We start from the raw sequence: 17,638 nt of genomic DNA, 5'->3' as shown, positions 1-17,638 counted from the left end.
GTGACCACTTCCGCGGCGCCTTCGCCCGCATTCGCGCTGCCGTGGCCTGCGGTGCGCCGGGTGCGGTCCGTCCTGCCCGTCCTGCCGGTCGTGGCGGTCGTCGTCCTGCTGGGGCTTCCCGTCACGCCGGGCAGGGCCGCGACGCCCGCCGACGCCGCCTCCGCACTGGCCGTGCTGTGTGCCGTCGTCCACGCCGTACGGCAGGCTCGGGCGCCGCTGACGCGGACGGCCGCGGTGGTGTTCGGGCTGCCCGTGGTGGGCATCGCGGTCGCCGCGGCGGGGGCGGTGACCACCGGCGACGCGGTCGCCGGACTGGCGCGCTATCTGCAGGTGTTCGTGCTGGTCCCGATCGCCGTGCTGCTGCTGGTGCGCGACCGGCAGGGCGCCCGGACGCTGCTGTGGTCGCTGGTCGGCCTCGCGCTGTGGCAGGGCGGGATCGGCGTGCGCCAGTACCTCACCGGGACCGGGGCGTCGTACCAGGGAGCCGACATCCGGGCGGTGGGCACGTTCGGGCCGTCCGACGTGATGGGGATGGCGACCGTCGTGTCGCTCGGGATGGTGGCCGCGATCGGGCTCGCCCTCGGGACGAGGGCGCGGCGGCAGCAGGTCGTGGCAACCGTGTGCGCGCTCGCGCTGCTCCTGCCGCTCGCGCTGTCCTTCAGCCGGGGGGCCTGGATCGCGACCGCGCTCACCGGCGGTGCGCTGCTGTTGCTGGCCGGGGTGCGGCGGGCGGCGCAGGTGTTCGCGGCGGTGGCCGCGGTCTGCGTGGTACTGGTGGGTGGGCTCGGTCTGGGCGCCACGGCGTTGGAGGAGCGGCTGACCAGCATCACCCAGGTCGCCGACGCGCCGGACCAGTCGGTCGTCGACCGCTACACCATGTGGGCGGCGGCGGGCGACATGTGGAGCGGGCACCCGGTGACGGGCGTGGGGCTGAAGGCCTTTCCCGCACACCGGGACGGCCACGCCTCGCTCGCGCTGTCGTCGGGCAGCGAGACGGGCGGGGCGGGCCAGGCCTACCGGCGCCAGCCGCTGCTCTCCCCGCACAACATGTACCTGCTGATCCTCAGCGAACAGGGCCTGCTGGGCCTGCTCACGGTCGCGGGCAGCTGGCTGGCCCTGCTGCTGTTCGCACTGCGCCGGCTGCGCCGCACCGTTCGCGCCCGTGACTGCGCTCTCCCCGCCTGCGGCCTGCTGCTCTGGCAGCTCGTCAACTTCCTGTACGCCGACATCGGCGGCCCCGCCACCATCCTGACGGGCATCTGCCTGGGCCTCGCGGCGTGGTGGGCGCTGGCCGCCCGGGACGGGGCGCCGACAGCACAAGCGAGCCCGCGATGACGGCCCACCCGGCGACGACGGGGGGCGCCCCCGACGGCGCGCCCGACGCCGAGGGTGCGCCCCCACCGGACGGCCACGTCGCCGACGCGACCGGCATCAGGGACCCGCGGCCGGTGGAGGACCGCCCCCACGATGCGCCGGCCTTCCCCGAGGGCCGGCGTGACATCCCGGCGGCCCGCCGGGGCAGTGCTCCCTCGGGGCGGTTTCTCGCCAGGGCGACCTTGCTGTCGGCCGGGTTGGCGATGGCCGCGGCGCTTCTGGGACTCGGGCGGGATCAGGCGCTTGCGCATCTGTTCGGGGCCGGGGCGGAGACCGACGCGTTTCTGGTGGCCTGGACGGTGCCGGAGATGGCGTCGACGCTGCTGATCGAGGACGGCATGGCGTTCGTGCTGGTGCCGGCGTTCAGCATGGCGTTGGCGCAGCGGGCGCGCGGAACCGGCGGGCCCGACCCCGTGCAGGCCCTGATCTCCGCCTCGTTGCCGCGGCTGTGCCTCGCCCTCGCCGGTACGGCCGCCGTGTTCGCGGCCGGCGCGCCGCTGCTGGTCTCCGTTCTCGCGCCGGGCCTGTCCGACCCGTCCCTGGCCGTGTCCTGCACCCGGCTGACCGCGACCTGCGTCCTGAGTTTCGGGCTCGCCGGGTACTGCAGCGCGGCGCTGCGGGCCCACCGCAACTACCTCGCGCCGGGCGCGATCTACATCGCGTACAACGTCGCGATCATCATCACGATGCTCGTCATCGGCGAGAGCTGGGGCGTACGGTCCGCCGCGCTCGGTGTCGCGATCGGCGGATGCCTCATGGCCGTCGTACAGGTACCGCCTCTGTGGCGGCGGATCGCAGGGCGCGACGAGCGGTGCGCGACGGCCTCCCGGTCCGAGTACGACGGGGACCGTGGCCGGTCGATCGTGCCGGCCCTCGTCTGTGCCGTCCTGCTCTTCGCGCTGTGCCGGCAGTCGCAGGTGCTCATCGAGCGGTACTTCGCCTCCGGGCTGCCCGCCGGTGCCATCTCGCACCTCAACTACGCCCAGAAGATCGCCCAGTTGCCGATGTCGCTGTCGATGATGGTGTGCGTCGTCACCTTCCCGGTGGTGGCGCGGGCCATCGCCGAGGGCGACACGCGGCGGGCCGGCGACCGGGTCGAGCGGGACCTGGCGCTGATGGCCTCCATCGTGCTGCTCGGCGCCGCCGTGGTCGTGGCCTGCGCGCCGCAGATCGTCCAACTGCTGTTCCAGCGCGGTGCGTTCACCGGCCAGGACACCGCCGCGACCGCCGCCGTCATGCGGGTCTACGCGGTCGGACTGCTCGGCCACACGCTCGTGGGGGCGCTGGTGCGGTCGTACTTCTCGACCGGCCGGATCACCTGGTTCCCGCTGGGCGCGATGGGCGCGGGCGCGCTCGCCACCGTCGTCCTCAGCGCCTGGGCCGTGGACCCGTGGGGTGCGCGCGGCATCGCCGCGGCCAACGCCGCCGGCATCACCCTCACCGCGCTGCTCCTGCTGCACGGGCTGGGACCCCGCGCCGTGCCCGTGCACGTCCGACGGGTCGTCGCCGAACTGGCCCGGCTGGTGTACGCGGCCGTGTGCGCAGGCGGAGCCGGGCTGGTCTGCGCGGAGCTGTTCGACTCGCCCGCGGCGGCCGTCGCCGTCTGCTGCATGTGCGTGACCGGCGTGTTCCTGCTGCTGGCCCGGCTCCTCGACGCGGCCGGCGTCCGGTCCCTCCTGCTTCCCGTCACGCACTTCGTCCGTAGCTCCGTCACACGAAAGCCTCGCCATGGTCGCTGACATCTCCGCCGCGCCCCGCGCGGACGCACCCGACACCGAAACAGCCGTGGGGGGACGCCCGAGACGGCGTGCCGCCGCCTGGGTGGCCATGTACCACTCGGTCTCGGACTGCCCGGACGACCCGTACAACATCACCGTCACACCGGAGCGACTGGACAGACAGCTCGCCTGGCTGGCCGGCCGCGGCCTGCGCGGGGTGAGCGTGCGCGAGCTGCTCGCGGCGCGCGCCCGGGGCACGGAGCGCGGCCTGGTGGGGCTCACCTTCGACGACGGCTACACCGACTTCGTCACCACGGCCGTGCCGTTGCTGCGCCGCAGGGGCTTCACCGCCACCGTGTTCGTGCTGTCCGGGCTGCTCGGCGGCGAGAACAGCTGGGAGCGGACCGGCCCGCGCAAGCCGCTCCTCGACGTGGACGACGTCCAGCGCGCCGCTGCCGCGGGCATGGAGATCGCCTCGCACGGGCTGACCCACGTCGATCTGACCATGGCGTCCGACCAGGTACTGCACACCGAGGTCAACGACAGCCGGCACCGGCTCGCCGCCATCACCGGCGGCGACATCGAGGGCTTCTGCTACCCGTACGGCCACCTCGACCGGCGTGCCACCGACGCGGTGCGCCGGGCCGGCTACGGCTACGCCTGTGCCATCGCCCCCGGCCCGGCCGGCTCCGGCGACTTCGCGCTGCCCCGCATCCACATGGGGCAGGCGGACACCTCGGTGCGGCTGGAGCTGAAGCGACGCCTGGCCCGGGTCCACGGCCGTGCCCTGGAGGCCGTGTGAGGGCCCTGCACGTCATCACCGGCCTCGGCGTGGGCGGAGCGGAACAGCAGCTGCGTCTGCTGCTGCGGCATCTCCCCGCGCAGTGCGACGTGGTGGCACTGACCAACCCCGGCCCGGTCGCCGCGGGTCTGGCCGCCGACGGGGTCCGCGTCACCCACCTCGGGATGGAGGGCAACCGCGACCTCGGCGCGCTGCCCCGGCTCGCCCGGCTGATCCGCGCGGGGCGCTACGACCTGGTGCACACCCACCTGTACCGGGCCTGTCTCTACGGCCGGATCGCGGCGCGGCTCGCGGGCGTCGGGACCGTCGTGGCCACCGAGCACTCGATCGGCGACACCCGCCTGGAGGGCCGCCCGCTGACCGCCGGCGTCCGCGCGCTGTACCTGGCCGGCGAGCGCCTCGGCCACACCACCGTGGCCGTCTCGCCGACGGTGGCGGAACGGCTGCGGCACTGGGGCGTGCCCGGGCCGCGCATCCGGGTCATCCCGAACGGCATCGACGCGCCCCGGTTCCGCTACGACGAGGTGCGCCGCAAGGAGGCCCGGGCGTTCCACGGGCTGCCGCCGGACGCGTACGTCGTCGGCGGGGTGGGGCGCCTGACGCCGGGCAAGCGCTTCGACCTGCTGGTGCAGACACTGCCCCAACTGCCGGGAGATGTACGGCTGTTGCTGGTCGGCGGCGGCCCGGAGGAGGCGGCGCTGCTGCGTACCGCGCGGGCGCTGGGCGTCGTGGACCGGGTGGTGCTTGCGGGCGAGCGGCCGTATCTGCCCGGACCCGGCGACGAAGCGCCCGGACTGGTCGCCCTGCTGTCCGCGATGGACGTGCTCGCCTCGCCGTCGCCGCAGGAGTCGTTCGGCCTGGCCGTGGTGGAGGCCCTGGCCGCCGGGCTGCCCGTGCTGTACGCGAGCTGCCCCGCCGTCGAGGACCTGCCGCCCGACGCGGCACCCGGTGCCCGGCGCGTCCGGGGCGGCGCCGAGGCGTACGTGCGGGAACTGCTGCGGCTGCGGGCGGCGGGACCGGCCGAGCGGACCGTCCCGGACGTCGTCCACCGCTATGACATCGAGCGCACCGCACGCCAACTGATGGATCTGTACACGGACGCTCTGTCCGGCTCGAACCTGGAAGCGAGTTCCTCATGACTGACAACCCCGAAGAGGCTGCCCGGCCGTTCGACCGTACGCGCGCACGCGTGACGCGGCTGTCCTCGTGGTGGTGGCTGCCGGCCGCCGCACTGGTCGGCGCCGCGGCAGGTGGCGCGTACGGCCAGCTCAGGCCGCCGCAGTACACGGCCACGAGCTCCGTCGTCGCCGTGCCGAACGGCACCACCGAGGCCGACTGCACCGACGCGCTCGGCTTCGCGCAGGCGTACGGCCGCGTGGCCACCCAGCTCGCGGTGCTCTCGGACGCGCAGATGTGGGCGGGTGTGCCCGTCTCGACGCTGCGCGAGAACGTGGAGGTGGCGACCTCGCCGGACGCGCCGATGGTGGCGATCTCGGCGACCTCGTCGAAGCCCGGCCAGGCCGTCGACATCGCCAACGCGGTGTCCCGCGCGCTGATCACCGAGGCGGACCACACCAAGGCCCGCACCGGCATCCGCCTCGAGCGCCTCTCCCGTGCGCTGAAGCCCACCGATCCGTCCTCCGCCTCGCCGGCGCTGACCTCGCTCGTGGGCGCGAGCGCCGGTGGCCTGCTGGGCGGCCTCGTGCTGCTGGCCCGGCCGCGGCGGACGCCGGACGGGGACGACGACGACCGCAGCCGCGCATCCGTACCCGGTCCGGCCGGTGCCGCCGACGCGCGCGGGACCCTTGGGTGACCGGGCAGGGGCGCGCGCTGTCGGTGGAGGTCTGCACCGACGAGCGCGCCTTCGGAGAGCTGACCGAGGACTGGGAGCGACTGCGCGGGGCGTGCCCGTCAGCGACGGCGTTCCAGAGCCACGCCTGGCTGCACTCGTGGTGGCTGTCGTACGGCAGGCCCGGCCGGCTGCGGGTCGTTCTGGTGCGCCGGCACGGTGAACTGGTGGCGGCGGCCCCGCTGATGCGGGTGCACCACCCGCTGCCGGCGCTGGTGCCGATCGGCGGCACCATCACCGACTTCTGCGATGTGCTCATCGACGAGGAGGAGGCCGCGGCGGGCGCCGGGGCACTGGCCGACGCCCTGGCCGGCCTGGCACGCACCGCCCTGGTCGACTTCGGTGAGGTGCGGCCGGGCGGTGCGATGGAGCGGGTCTACCTGTGCTGGCGCGGGCCGCGGCGCCGGATGAACGACTCGGTGTGCCTGGACCTGCCCGCCGTCCCCATGACCGAGCTGATCGGGCGGCTGCCGACGGGGCGTGCGCGGCGGATCCGCAGCAAGGTGAACCAGTTCACCCGGCTCGGCATCGAATGGCGCGTCGCGCGCCACGACGAGACCGAGGCCGCGCTGCGCCGGCTCCTCGAACTGCACCGCAAGCAGTGGCAGGGCAGGCAGGTGACCTCGGAGCACCTGCGGCCGCGGTTCCTGGAGCACCTGGTCCGGGCTGCGGTCCCGATGGCCCGGACCGGTGCGGCCGTGGCGACGGAGTTTTTGCTCGAAGGCACCGTCGTGGCGGTCAATCTGACGCTGCTCTCGGGCCGTCTGACGGGCATGTACATGTACGGCTTCGACCCGGTGCTGCGGGAGCGCAGGGTGGACGTGGCGACGATGCTGCTGCACGCGTCCACCCAGGATCTGGAGTCGGGCGGGCAGGTCGCGCCCGGCTCCGCGCGGACCCTGAGCCTGCTGCGCGGGGAGGAGTCGTACAAGTACCGCTGGTGTCCCGAGACCGTCCTCAACCAGCGGTTCCTGCTGGCCCGGCGCCGCACCGCCCCGCTGCTGGCGGCGGCCGTGGCCGAGGCGGCGACGCGGCGCCGTGCCAAGCGGCTCCTGCGGCGCGACGCCGCGGCGGCGGAGGGGGCGCAGGGGGGTGGCGCCGCGGCCACGTGAGACTGCTCCAACGGGGTGCGGTCGAGCGGACGCTCAGTTGCCGTACAGCTCCTCGATCTCGGCCGCGTACGCCGTCGTCACGGCATGCCGCTTGACCTTCAGGGACGGGGTGAGCATGCCATTGTCCTCGTTGAACTCGCCCTCGATCAGGGCGAAGGTGCGGATCGACTCGGCGCGGGAGACGGCCTCGTTGGCGTAGTCGACGGCCCTTTGGACGTCGGCGCGCATCCGGGGGTCCTGGATCACCTCGGACATCGGGGTGTCGGCGGGCATCTTTCGTACGGCCAGCCAGTGGCTCACGGCGTCCGGGTCGAGGGTGACCAGGGCGCCGATGAAGGGGCGGTTGTCGCCGACCACCAGGCACTGGCCGATCGGTGCGCGGCTGCGCAGGCGGTCCTCCAGGACGGCCGGGGAGACGTTCTTGCCGCCGGAGGTGACGAGGATGTCCTTCTTGCGGCCGGTGATCGTGAGGTAGCCGTCCTCGTCGAGGGCGCCGAGGTCGCCGGTGGCGAACCAGTCGTCCTGGAGGACGGCGTCGGTGGCGGCCGGGTCGTTCCAGTACGAGCCGAAGACGATGCCGCCCTTGATGAGCACCTCGCCGTCGTCGGCTATGCGCACGGCGGTGCCGGGGACGGGTTGGCCGACCGTGCCGGGGCGGGGGCGCAGGGGCGGGACGATGGTGGCGGCGGCGGTCGTCTCCGTCAGGCCGTAGCCCTCGTAGACGAGGATGCCGGCGGCGTAGAAGAACAGGTTGAGGTTGCGGTCGAGGGGGGAGCCGCCGCTGATGGCGTAGCGCATGCGGCCGCCGAGTTCCTTGCGGACCCGGCGGTAGACCAGGAGGTCGTACAGCGCCCAGGCGGCGTAGAGGCCGAGGCCGGGACCCTTGCCCGTGCCGAGGAACTTGTGCAGGTAGGCCTCGCCGAAGCGGACGGCTGTGCGGTCGGCTCGGTCGAACGAGGCGGCGCGGCCCATCTTCTCGGCCGTCGCGCGGCCGGTGTCGTGGATCTTCTCGAAGAGGTACGGCACACCGACGAGGAACGTGGGGCGGAACTCCCTGAGCGCCGGGCGGAGTTCGTCGGGCCTGATGCTCGGGCAGTGGCCGATCTCGATGCGGGCCATCAGGCAGGCGATCTGGAGGGAGCGGCCGAGGATGTGGGCGAGGGGGAGGAAGAGGAGCGTCGAGGCGGTCTGCCGGGTGACCTCCTTGAAGATGGGGTGCAGCAGCTCGACCGTGTTGGCCGCCTCTGCGTGCAGGTTGGCGTGGGTGAGGACGCAGCCCTTCGGTTTGCCTGTGGTGCCGGACGTGTAGCAGACGGTGGCGATGGTGTCCGGGGTCAGGGCCGTACGGCGCTTGGTGACCTCCTCGTCGGGGACGCCGCGGCCGAGCGTGATGAGGTCGGCGAGGCCGTCCGCGTCCAACTGCCAGGTGTGCGGGGGGTGGGGGTGGGCGGCGGTGCCTGTGGTCACCGTGGTGGTGTTCTCGGCGGTCTCCGTGACGATGTGGCGGGCGCCGGAGTCGCGGACGATCCACTCCACCTGGTCGGCGGAGGAGGTGGCGTAGATGGGGACGGTCTGCGCGCCGGCGGCCCAGATGGCGAAGTCCAGGACGGTCCACTCGTAGCGGGTGCGGGACATCACGGCTACGCGGTCGGCTTGTTCCACGCCCGCGGCTATCAGGCCCTTGGCGACGGCGGTGACTTCGCGGGCGAAGGCGGTGGCGGTTATGGGGTGCCAGGTGCCGTCGGGCTGGGGGCGGCGGAGGACTGTCGCGTCGGGGTCCTCGGTTGCGTTGGTGAAAGGGACGTCGGCGATGCTGCCGGATCGTGCCCGCGGCGCGAGGGGCGGCGTGCTCGCCTCGCGGACCACGCCGTCGGCGTCCTTGACGACCTGGACCCTGGTGCGGTCCATCAGATCGCTGCGACGCCGCTTCGCTCGCTTCAGGTCCTTGCGTACGCCCATGTCGGCTCCCGGTGCCAGGTGGACTTACTGGGGGGTCAACTTACTCGTGCGTAACGGAAGGTCAAGCCTCCGGCGGTGGGGGGTGGGGTGCCTGCGGCGGCCTGTGCGGGGGTGGGTGGGGGTGCGCGTAGCGCCTGCGGTGCGGTGGGTGGGTCGGGGCCGTGCCGGGGGGTGCGCCACCAACACGGCCGCTCCGCCGGTCACTTTTCAGCGCCGGCCAGGATCATTCAGCCCGTCCGGCGTTTGAGGACGAGGCCCGTTCAGGGCCGAAAGCGGGGGTCTGGGGGCGGCAGCCCCCCGGTACGGGACGGGTAGGGGCGGCGGGGGCGAAGGAAACTGGGCCGGGTCAGTCGGTGGGGGTCAGGTTGGTGGCCTGGTGGATGGCTGTTGCGAGGTGACGGACGGCCGTGTCCTCCGTTGTCGTGGCCAACTCGTCCGCTCGGTCGGCCAGTTCGCGCAGACGGGTGGCGCCGGGCAAAGAGGGTCGGCGGTCGTCGCCGAGGCGGAGGGCGTCGGCGAAGTACGCCGCCGTGGCCGTGACCTGGAAGCGGGGGCTCGCGTTCCAGACCGAGTCCTGGAGGGAGCCCGTCTCCAGTTGGCCGGACTCCTCGCGCGGAGCCCGGGACTTGGGGTCGAGCCAGCGGACGCTCGCCGTGGCGAGGTGCCCTTCCGTGCCGGGCTTGGTCCGGACGGCGTAGAGGGCGGTCACGGTGTGGCCGGGGCCGATCTCGCCGCCGTCGACGCTGTCGTCGCGGAAGTCCTCGTCGGCGACCTGCCGGTTGTCGTAGCCGACGAGCCGGAACTCCCGCACCGTCTCTGGGTCGAAGGCGACCTGGGCCTTGGCGTCGCGGGCGGTGAGGTCGATGTTCTGCGGGAGTTGGCGGCTGAAGACCTCGTGGGCGTCGTCCTCGTCCGAGACGTACACCGTGTGGCCGTCGCCCTTGTCGGCGAGGCGTTCCATCAGGGCGTCCCCGTAGTCGCTGCCGACACCGACGCCGAAGAGGGTGATGCCGTGCTCGCGGCGCTCGGTGGAGATGCGTTCGAGGATGGTGTCCGCGTCGGTGTCGCCCGTGTTGGCCAGGGCGTCGGAGACGAGGACCACGCGGTTGGTGGCTCCCTTGCGGAGGCCTTCGACGGCCGTCTCGTAGCCCGTCTCCATGCCCGCGCCGAGGTTGGTGGAGTCGGTGGGTTCCAGGGTGTCGATGGCGTCGTGGATCTCGGCGCGGTTGTCGTTCACGCGGGTCATCGGCAGGACCGTCTCGGCCTCGTCGCTGAAGGTGACGATGGCGACCGAGTCGTCGTCGCGCAGCCGGTTCGTCATGACGCCGAGGGAGTCCTTGGCGAGGTCCAGGCGGCCCGGTTCGGCCATGGAGCCGGAGATGTCGATGACGAACGTGAGGGCGGCGGGCGGGCGTTCGCCGGGGTCGGAGGCGGGGCGGGTGGCCAGGCCCACGCGGACCAGGGACCAGTCCTCGCGGTCGGTGCGGGCGCCGTCGACGGTGACCGAGAAGCCGTTGCCGTCGGGGCGGTCGTAGTCCTGGCGGAAGCTGTTGACGAACTCCTCGGGGCGGACCGTCGACGGGTTGGGCAGCCGGCCCTCGGCGAGGGTGCGACGGGCGTAGCCGTAGGAGGCGGTGTCGACGTCGAGGGCGAAGGTGGAGAGGAGGTCGGGCTCGGGCGCGAAGTCGCGGGAGGAGTCGTCCTGGTCGTCGTCGGGCCGGTCGTCCCCGTTGTAATCGGGGGCGGGGAAGGCGTCTCGGCTGTTGCCGCCTCCCTTGCTGGAGTCGTCCGCCGAGTAGCCCCCGCCGTCGCTGCTGCCGCTCCCACCGCATCCGGTGAGCAGCAGGGCGCCCGCCGTGGTGAGCGCCAGCAGGGTGACGTTCAGCCTTCGTGTTCGGTACCGCTTCATCGTCCGTGCCCCCTTGGTCCGTTGACGTCGACTTCTGTGACTGTGACGGGCCAGGGGGCCGGAACGTGCGCTACGGAGCGTTGCGGATGAGTCTCGAAGAGGGCACGGGGACGGCCCGTCGAGACCGGTGGGTGATCTTCCGGTGACCTACGACACCACGTCCTTGCGGGCGAAACCGCGGAAGGCCAGGGCGAACAGGATGAGGGCGTACGTTACGGAAATCGCGGTGCCCTGGATCATGCCGGACCACTCGGGGCGGGGCTGCACGGCGTCCGCCCACGCGAACTGCCAGTGCGCGGGCAGGAAGTGGCGCCAGTCGCCGAGGGCGGTCACGGCGTCGAGGACGTTGCCGACGATGGTCAGGCCGACCGCGCCGCCGACCGCGCCGAGCGGGGCGTCCGTCTTGGTCGACAGCCAGAACGCCAGGCCCGCCGTCACCAGTTGGGACACGAAGATGTACGCCACGACCACCAGCAGGCGCTGCGCCGCCGTGGCCGTGTCCAGTGAGCCGCCGGTCGGGATCTGCAAGGGGCCCCAGCCGTACGCCGCCGTGCCGACGGCCAGTGCGACCAGCGGCAGCAGCACCATCGCGGCCAGGCTCAGGCCGAGGGCGACCACGAGCTTGGACCACAGGAGGCGGGCCCGGGGCACGGGGGCCGCGAGCAGATAGCGCAGGGAGGACCAGCTGGCCTCGGAGGCGACCGTGTCCCCGCAGAACAGCGCGACGGGGATGACCAGCAGGAAGCCCGCGGAGACGAACAGGTTCACGGCGGCGAAGTTGGCGCCGGACGCCGTGGCCGTGTCCATCAGGGTGATGCGGTTGCCGCCGCCGTCCGGTTCGCCGCCGATCGCGAACGCGGCCACCAGCACGAACGGCAGCACGGCCAGGATGCCGAACATCACCTGCGTGCGGCGCCGCTTGAGCTGGCGGACCAGTTCGACCCTCAGGGGCAGCGTACGGCCCGCCCGGTAACCGGAGGCGACCTCGGTGCGCTCGGTGAGCGTGCTCATGCGGAGCCTCCGATCAGGGTGAGGAAGGCGTCTTCCAGGCGGCGGTGCGGGCCCACCGACTGGACTGGCACTTCAAGGCGGACCAGTTCGGTGACCAGGCGCTGTGCGCTGCCGTCGGCGTCGAGCCGGACCAGGATCCCGTCGTCGGTGCGCACGGCCGAGGCGACGCCCGGGAGGGCGGCGACCTTCTCGACGACCGGCTCCTCGACGGCCGTGGCCGTGCCGACGAGGAGCGTGTCGCCGGAGCCGATGATCTCGGCGACCGGGCCCGCCTGCACGAGACGGCCGCGGTCCATCACCACGAGGTGGGTGCAGGACTGCTCGACCTCCGCCAGCAGGTGGCTGGAGACGATCACTGTGCGGCCCGCCGCCGCGTAGCGGATCATCACCTGGCGCATCTCGCGGATCTGGGGCGGGTCAAGGCCGTTGGTCGGTTCGTCGAGGATGAGGAGGTCCGGGAGGCCGAGCATGGCCTGGGCGATGGCCAGGCGCTGCCGCATGCCCTGGGAGTACGTGCGCACCGCGCGGGCGAGTGCGTCGCCGAGGCCGGCGATCTCCAGGGCCTCGTCGAGGTGGGCGTCCTGCGGCGGGCGGCCGGTGGCCTGCCAGTACAGCTCCAGGTTCTCCCGGCCCGAAAGGTGCGGAAGGAAGCCGGCGCCCTCGACGAAGGCGCCGACCCTGGACAGCACGGGTGCGCCGGGGCGGATGGCATGGCCGAAGACACGGATCTCGCCGGCGTCCGGCTTGATCAGGCCCATCAGCATGCGCAGCGTCGTCGTCTTGCCCGCGCCGTTCGGGCCGAGGAGGCCGAGGACCTGGCCCTTCTCGACGCGGAAGGACAGGTCCCGTACCGCGAAACGGTCCTGTGAGCCCGCGTACCGTTTGCTCAAGTCGGTGATCTGGAGCGGCACTTCGGCCAGCTCCGGGTCGGGTGCGGGGGTGGCGGTGCGGCGGCGGGCCGTCAGCAGCAGGGCCAGGGCGACGACCACGCCGGTCAGCGGCAGCCACCAGACCCAGGCCGGCAGCGGGGCCTCAGCGGTGCTCACGCCGGGCGCGGTCGGGACCGACAGGTCGCCCTTCAGGGAGACCGTGTACGTCGCCGGGGAGGCCGGGGAGGCGTAGCCGAGGTCCGTGGAGGACAGGACCAGGCGCAGGCTGTGGCCCTTCTCGATGTCGTGGTCGATGGCGGGGAGCGTGACCGTCACGTCCTTGCCGGACTTGGCGCCCTCGACGCGCAGGGGCGTGACCAGCTGTGACGCCAGCACCTGCTGGGTGCCGTCGGGGCCGACGTCGTAGACCTTGCCGAACAGCACCGCGTCCTCGCTGGTCGACCTGACGTGGACGGTCGCCCTCGGGGAGCCGGTGATGTGCAGGTTGTCGTCGACCGGCGCCGACTCGAACGCGGCGAACTGGCCCGGGAAGTCCAGTGACACCCCGACGCCGAGCGAGGACAGCTGGGCGAGGCCGCCGGAACCGCCGAGGCCGGGGAGGGCGGAGACGGCGGGCGGGTTGGCGCCGGCCGGGTTGGCGAAGCTCTGCTCGCGGCCGGTGAGGGCGATGGACTTCCGCCCGCTCTCCAGGCCGGGGTAGGTGTCCGCGCTCGCGCCCCGCAGCATGGCCTGGCCGTCGGTGGAGTCGACGCCTCCGGTGCGGGTGACGCGGAAGGCCGGGCCGGTGTCGGCGCTCTTGTCGTCCTTGAGGTAGCGGTCGAACCAGGACTGCACGCGCCCCTGGATACGGCTCGTCTCCATGTCGCCGCCGTCATGGCCGCCGGAGATCCAGTCGACGTCGACGGGGGCGCCGTTGGCGCGGATCGCCTTCGCCGCCCGGTCGGCCTGGCCGAGCGTGAAGAGGGAGTCGGACTGGCCCTGCATGAGCAGGGTCGGCACGTCGATGCGGTCGCCGACCGCGGACGGCGAGCGCTCCTCCAGCATGGTGCGGGCCGGTGCGTCCGGGGTGCCGGACTCGGCGACCCGTTCGTACATCTCGCAGATCTGCGTCTCGAACTTGTCGCAGCCGCCGGCGGTGTTGACGAAGATGCCCGCCCAGAGCTTCTTGAAGACGCCGTTCGGGAACAGGGCGTCCGCGAGGTCCCAGTACGTGATCGCCGGGGCGATGGCGTCCACCCGGTCGTCGTGGCCGGCGGCCAGCAGTGAGATGGCGCCGCCGTAGGAGCCGCCCGCCATGCCCACGCGCGGGTCGCCGGCCTTGTCGAGTTCGACCTGGGGCTGCTTCGCCAGCCAGTCGAGCAGTCGGGAGACGTCGGCGACCTCGCCCTTCGGGTCGTTCAGGCCGACCTTGCCGGTCGACTTCCCGAAGCCGCGGGCCGACCACGTCAGGACCGCGTACCCGTCCCGGGCCAGGTCCTCGGCCTGCTGCCGTACGTCGTCCTTGCTGCCGCCGAAGCCGTGCGCGAGGAGGACGGCGGGGCGGCGTCCGCCGGATCCCGACGTGAAGTACGAGGTGTCCACGCGCACCCCGCCGCCCATGTCCATGACCCGGTCGGTGCTGCGCACCGGCGGCACGTCGTCGTCGGCGACGGCCGTCCATGTACCGGCGCCGGCGAGGACGACGACGGAGGCCGCGACGGCGATCCACCGTCGCGGCCTCCGCACGCGCCCACGCAGTCCGGGCAGTCGAAGATCCATGCTTCAACGGTACGGGGTGAACCTGTCGGCAAGTTATCGACCGAGGGCTGAATCGCGGGACCTTCCCTGGGGGTACGGCGGGGATTTTGTCTACCGCGTTCGTGGTACGACGGCGCCTTCCCCGCGCCCCTTCAGGTCTGTTGGTCTTCCGGAATCGTCACGAGCCACCGTGTCTGCCTGCGGGGGCGCAGGTACAGCGCCCAGTACAGGGTGGCGACCGCCGTGATGCCGCCCGTCCAGAGCAGGTGGCTCGTCTCCTGCTGGCTGAGGATGTACACGAGAACCACGATCAACAGCACCGGCATCACCGGCCACAGCGGCATCCGCCATGCCGGTGTGTGCTTGTGCGGGTTGCGGCGGGCCGCCAGCGCGGCGACCGCGACGAGCAGGTACATGCCGGTCACGGAGACGCCCGTGACGCCGTACAGGGTGTCGAGGTTGACGAAGCACAGTGCGGCGCCGGGCACGCCGACGGCGAGGGTGGCGACCCACGGGGAGCCGAAGCGGCCGAGCCTGGCGAGGACGTTGTTGACCGGCTCGGGCCAGGCCTTGTCGCGGGCCGAGGCGAACAGCACGCGGGAGTTCTGGATGACCATGACGATGCCCGCGTTGATGATGGCGAGGGCTACGCAGAGGCTGACGAAGGTGCCGACCGCGGAGTTGGACCAGGCGGTGACCATCGTGCCGATGTCGCCGCCGGTCAGTTCTCCGATGTCCGAGGCGCCCAGGGTGATGGCGGCGACCGGGACCAGGATGATCACGGCGGAGATCGCGAGGGTGGCCAGCACCGTGCGGGCGACGTTGCGGCGCGGGTTCTCCAGCTCCTCGGAGAGGTAGACGGCGGTCGAGAAGCCCTGGGTGACGAAGAGGGCGATCGCGAGCCCGGAGACGACCAGCAGGCCCGTCACGGTGTCCGTACGGCCGTCCGCGCCTGCCACCTCCATCGAGACCAGGCTCGCGGGGCCGCGCTCGGCGTGGGCGAAGCCCAGCACTGCCACCACGGCCGCGGCGATGACCTCCAGGACCAGGAAGACGCCGGTGATCCAGGCGTTGGCGCGCAGGTCGAGCAGGCCGGCGAGGGTGGCGAGGAGCATGACGCCGGCCCCGGCCATCGACGGGTCGAGGTCGACGATCGGGGCGAGGTAGTCGGCCGTGCCCATCGCGATCACCGGCGGGACGACCATGACGACCAGCAGCGACAGCACGAACACCAGCCAGCCCGCGAGCCGTCCGGCCAGCGTGGACACGATGGCGTACTCGCCGCCCGCGCTGGGGATGAGGGTGCCCAGCTCCGAGTAGCAGAACGCCACGGCGATGCAGAGCAGCGAACCGATGGCGATCGTCAGGGCGGTGGCGGTGCCGAGCGAGCCGAACAGGTCGGGGACAACCACGAAGAGGGTGGACGCCGGGGTCACGCAGGAGAGCGTGAGGAGCGTGCCGCCGACGACGCCGATGGAGCGCTTGAGCTTCTTGGGGCTGTCGGACGCCTCGACGACGGCGCCCTCGACAGGGGTGAGGGTGTCGGTCACGAGGGGGATGCAACATCGACGGAAACCATCACGTCAATGGGTGTTCACCTACGGAATCCGCAGCCATGCGCCACCATTTCACGCGTTAACGTTGCGTCAAGGCCGCCCGCAGCGCGACTTCCGGGCGTGCGGGAACCGCAGCGCGGGCCCGCAAAAAAATGGGGCCGTCCGCGATGCGGACGGCCCCGACGCCAGGCGTCAGTGGTTGCGCTCGGCGTCAGTGGTTGCGCGGGAACCCGAGGTCGACGCCTGAGGGGGCGTCGGCCGGGTCGGGCCAGCGGGTGGTGGTGACCTTGCCGCGGGTGTAGAAGTGCGTGCCGTCGTTGCCGTAGATGTGGTGGTCGCCGAAGAGCGAGTCCTTCCAGCCGCCGAAGCTGTGGTAGCCGACGGGGACCGGGATCGGGACGTTCACGCCGACCATGCCGGCCTCGATCTCCAGCTGGAAGCGGCGGGCGGCGCCGCCGTCCCGGGTGAAGATCGCGGTGCCGTTGCCGAAGGGCGAGGCGTTGATCAGCGCCACGCCGTCCTCGTACGTCTCGGCGCGCAGCACGCACAGGACGGGGCCGAAGATCTCGTCCTGGTACGCCTTCGCGCTGGTCGGCACCTTGTCGAGCAGGGAGATGCCGATCCAGTGGCCGTCCTCAAAGCCGTCGACCGTGTAGCCGGTGCCGTCGAGCACGACCTCGCAGCCCTCGGCCGCCGCGCCCTCGACGTAGGACGCCACCTTGTCGCGGTGCACGGCCGTGATCAGCGGGCCCATCTCGGACGTCGGGTCGTTGCCGGGGCCGATCTTGATCTTCTCGGCGCGCTCGCGGATCTTCTCCACCAGCTCGTCACCGATGGAGCCGACGGCGACGACGGCGGAGATGGCCATGCAGCGCTCGCCCGCGGAGCCGTAGGCGGCGGAGACGGCGGCGTCGGCGGCCGCGTCGAGGTCGGCGTCCGGGAGGACCAGCATGTGGTTCTTGGCGCCGCCGAGAGCCTGGACGCGCTTGTGGTTGGCGGAGGCGGTGGTGTGGATGTAGCGGGCGATCGGGGTCGAGCCGACGAAGGAGACGGCCTTGACGTCCGGGTGCTCCAGGAGGCGGTCGACGGCCACCTTGTCACCGTGCACGACGTTGAAGACGCCGTCCGGGAGACCGGCCTCCGCCAGCAGCTCGGCGATCTTGATCGACGCCGACGGGTCCTTCTCGGACGGCTTCAGCACGAAGGTGTTGCCGCACGCGATGGCCATCGGGAACATCCACATCGGGACCATCGCCGGGAAGTTGAACGGCGTGATGCCCGCGACGACACCCAGCGGCTGCCGGATCGAGGAGACGTCCACGCGGCTCGCGACCTGCGTCGACAGCTCACCCTTCAGCTGCACGTTGATGCCGCACGCGAGGTCGACGATCTCCAGGCCGCGCGCCACCTCACCGAGGGCGTCGGAGTGCACCTTGCCGTGCTCGGCGGTGATCAGCTCGGCGATCGCGTCCCGGTTGGCGTCCAGCAGCGCCCGGAACCTGAACAGGATCGAGGTGCGCTGGGCCAGCGACGACTGGCCCCAGGTCAGGTAGGCCTCCTTGGCGGCGGCGACCGCGGCGTCCACCTCGTCGACCGAGGCGAACGCGACCTTCGTGGTGACCGCGCCGGTCGCCGGGTCGGTGACCGGCCCGAACGTGCCCGACGCGCCTTCGGCGGTCTTGCCGCCGATCCAGTGGTTGACGATCTTCGTCATGCCCAGT

The 17,638-nt window shown here is 72.5% G+C and carries 12 protein-coding genes; 6 read left to right on the top strand and 6 right to left on the bottom strand.

Going from position 1 to position 17,638, the window contains the following annotated elements; genetic code table 11:
* The 6 genes from ACZ7L5_RS26355 to ACZ7L5_RS26330 are packed head-to-tail and all read left to right on the top strand — an operon-like array spanning position 1 to position 6,855.
* Positions 1 to 1,335: an O-antigen ligase family protein gene (locus ACZ7L5_RS26355; protein ID WP_471519290.1), complete on the top strand. Its 1,335-nt coding sequence runs from the start codon at positions 1 to 3 to the stop codon at positions 1,333 to 1,335.
* Positions 1,332 to 3,113 (top strand): lipid II flippase MurJ, encoded by a 1,782-nt coding sequence (locus ACZ7L5_RS26350; RefSeq protein WP_471519289.1) that lies wholly within the window; start codon positions 1,332 to 1,334, stop codon positions 3,111 to 3,113. Before ACZ7L5_RS26355 ends, ACZ7L5_RS26350 begins: the two co-directional genes overlap by 4 nt.
* Entirely contained in the window at positions 3,103 to 3,894 is a 792-nt protein-coding gene (locus tag ACZ7L5_RS26345; protein ID WP_471519287.1) for a polysaccharide deacetylase family protein, read from the top strand. The genes ACZ7L5_RS26350 and ACZ7L5_RS26345 overlap by 11 nt, the downstream gene beginning before the upstream one ends.
* Positions 3,891 to 5,033, top strand: a complete 1,143-nt coding sequence (locus ACZ7L5_RS26340) for a glycosyltransferase (RefSeq protein WP_383246138.1) — start codon at positions 3,891 to 3,893, stop codon at positions 5,031 to 5,033. The genes ACZ7L5_RS26345 and ACZ7L5_RS26340 overlap by 4 nt, the downstream gene beginning before the upstream one ends.
* Positions 5,030 to 5,707 (top strand): YveK family protein, encoded by a 678-nt coding sequence (locus ACZ7L5_RS26335; RefSeq protein ID WP_328881549.1) that lies wholly within the window; start codon positions 5,030 to 5,032, stop codon positions 5,705 to 5,707. The genes ACZ7L5_RS26340 and ACZ7L5_RS26335 overlap by 4 nt, the downstream gene beginning before the upstream one ends.
* Positions 5,704 to 6,855, top strand: a complete 1,152-nt coding sequence (locus ACZ7L5_RS26330) for a GNAT family N-acetyltransferase (protein WP_471519285.1) — start codon at positions 5,704 to 5,706, stop codon at positions 6,853 to 6,855. The genes ACZ7L5_RS26335 and ACZ7L5_RS26330 overlap by 4 nt, the downstream gene beginning before the upstream one ends.
* Positions 6,856 to 6,888: 33 nt before the next feature.
* Here ACZ7L5_RS26330 and ACZ7L5_RS26325 read toward each other — a convergent pair whose 3' ends face one another.
* The 6 genes from ACZ7L5_RS26325 to mmsA all read right to left on the bottom strand — a co-directional run bounded on the left by ACZ7L5_RS26325 (position 6,889) and on the right by mmsA (position 17,631).
* Positions 6,889 to 8,814: an AMP-dependent synthetase/ligase gene (locus ACZ7L5_RS26325; protein WP_471519283.1), complete on the bottom strand. Its 1,926-nt coding sequence runs from the start codon at positions 8,812 to 8,814 to the stop codon at positions 6,889 to 6,891.
* A gap of 346 nt (positions 8,815 to 9,160) precedes the next feature.
* Entirely contained in the window at positions 9,161 to 10,723 is a 1,563-nt protein-coding gene (locus tag ACZ7L5_RS26320) for a vWA domain-containing protein (protein ID WP_471519281.1), read from the bottom strand.
* Positions 10,724 to 10,870: 147 nt separating this feature from the next.
* Positions 10,871 to 11,734 carry an ABC transporter permease gene (locus ACZ7L5_RS26315; RefSeq protein WP_328881545.1) on the bottom strand — a complete coding sequence of 288 codons (864 nt, stop codon included), beginning with the start codon at positions 11,732 to 11,734 and terminating at the stop codon, positions 10,871 to 10,873.
* A complete protein-coding gene (locus ACZ7L5_RS26310; protein WP_471519279.1) occupies positions 11,731 to 14,382 on the bottom strand; it encodes a CocE/NonD family hydrolase in 2,652 nt (883 codons plus the stop codon). Before ACZ7L5_RS26310 ends, ACZ7L5_RS26315 begins: the two co-directional genes overlap by 4 nt.
* A gap of 131 nt (positions 14,383 to 14,513) precedes the next feature.
* On the bottom strand, positions 14,514 to 15,911 hold the full coding sequence (locus ACZ7L5_RS26305) for an APC family permease (protein WP_471519277.1): 1,398 nt from the start codon (positions 15,909 to 15,911) through the stop codon (positions 14,514 to 14,516).
* A 217-nt stretch (positions 15,912 to 16,128) separates the two neighbouring features.
* Entirely contained in the window at positions 16,129 to 17,631 is a 1,503-nt protein-coding gene (gene mmsA / locus ACZ7L5_RS26300) for a CoA-acylating methylmalonate-semialdehyde dehydrogenase (protein WP_471519275.1), read from the bottom strand.
* Positions 17,632 to 17,638 lie beyond the last annotated feature (7 nt).

The organism is Streptomyces sp. NPDC107528, from assembly GCF_055639295.1.
This window is presented reverse-complemented; position numbering and strand designations above follow the sequence as displayed.

Coding starts and splice junctions, on each gene's coding strand:
- ACZ7L5_RS26350 (WP_471519289.1), top strand. CDS start 1,332: ATGACGGCCCACCCGGCGACGACGGGGGGCGCCCCCGACGGCGCGCCC.
- ACZ7L5_RS26345 (WP_471519287.1), top strand. CDS start 3,103: ATGGTCGCTGACATCTCCGCCGCGCCCCGCGCGGACGCACCCGACACC.
- ACZ7L5_RS26335 (WP_328881549.1), top strand. CDS start 5,030: ATGACTGACAACCCCGAAGAGGCTGCCCGGCCGTTCGACCGTACGCGC.
- ACZ7L5_RS26325 (WP_471519283.1), bottom strand. CDS start 8,814: ATGGGCGTACGCAAGGACCTGAAGCGAGCGAAGCGGCGTCGCAGCGAT.
- ACZ7L5_RS26320 (WP_471519281.1), bottom strand. CDS start 10,723: ATGAAGCGGTACCGAACACGAAGGCTGAACGTCACCCTGCTGGCGCTC.
- ACZ7L5_RS26315 (WP_328881545.1), bottom strand. CDS start 11,734: ATGAGCACGCTCACCGAGCGCACCGAGGTCGCCTCCGGTTACCGGGCG.
- ACZ7L5_RS26310 (WP_471519279.1), bottom strand. CDS start 14,382: ATGGATCTTCGACTGCCCGGACTGCGTGGGCGCGTGCGGAGGCCGCGA.
- mmsA (WP_471519275.1), bottom strand. CDS start 17,631: ATGACGAAGATCGTCAACCACTGGATCGGCGGCAAGACCGCCGAAGGC.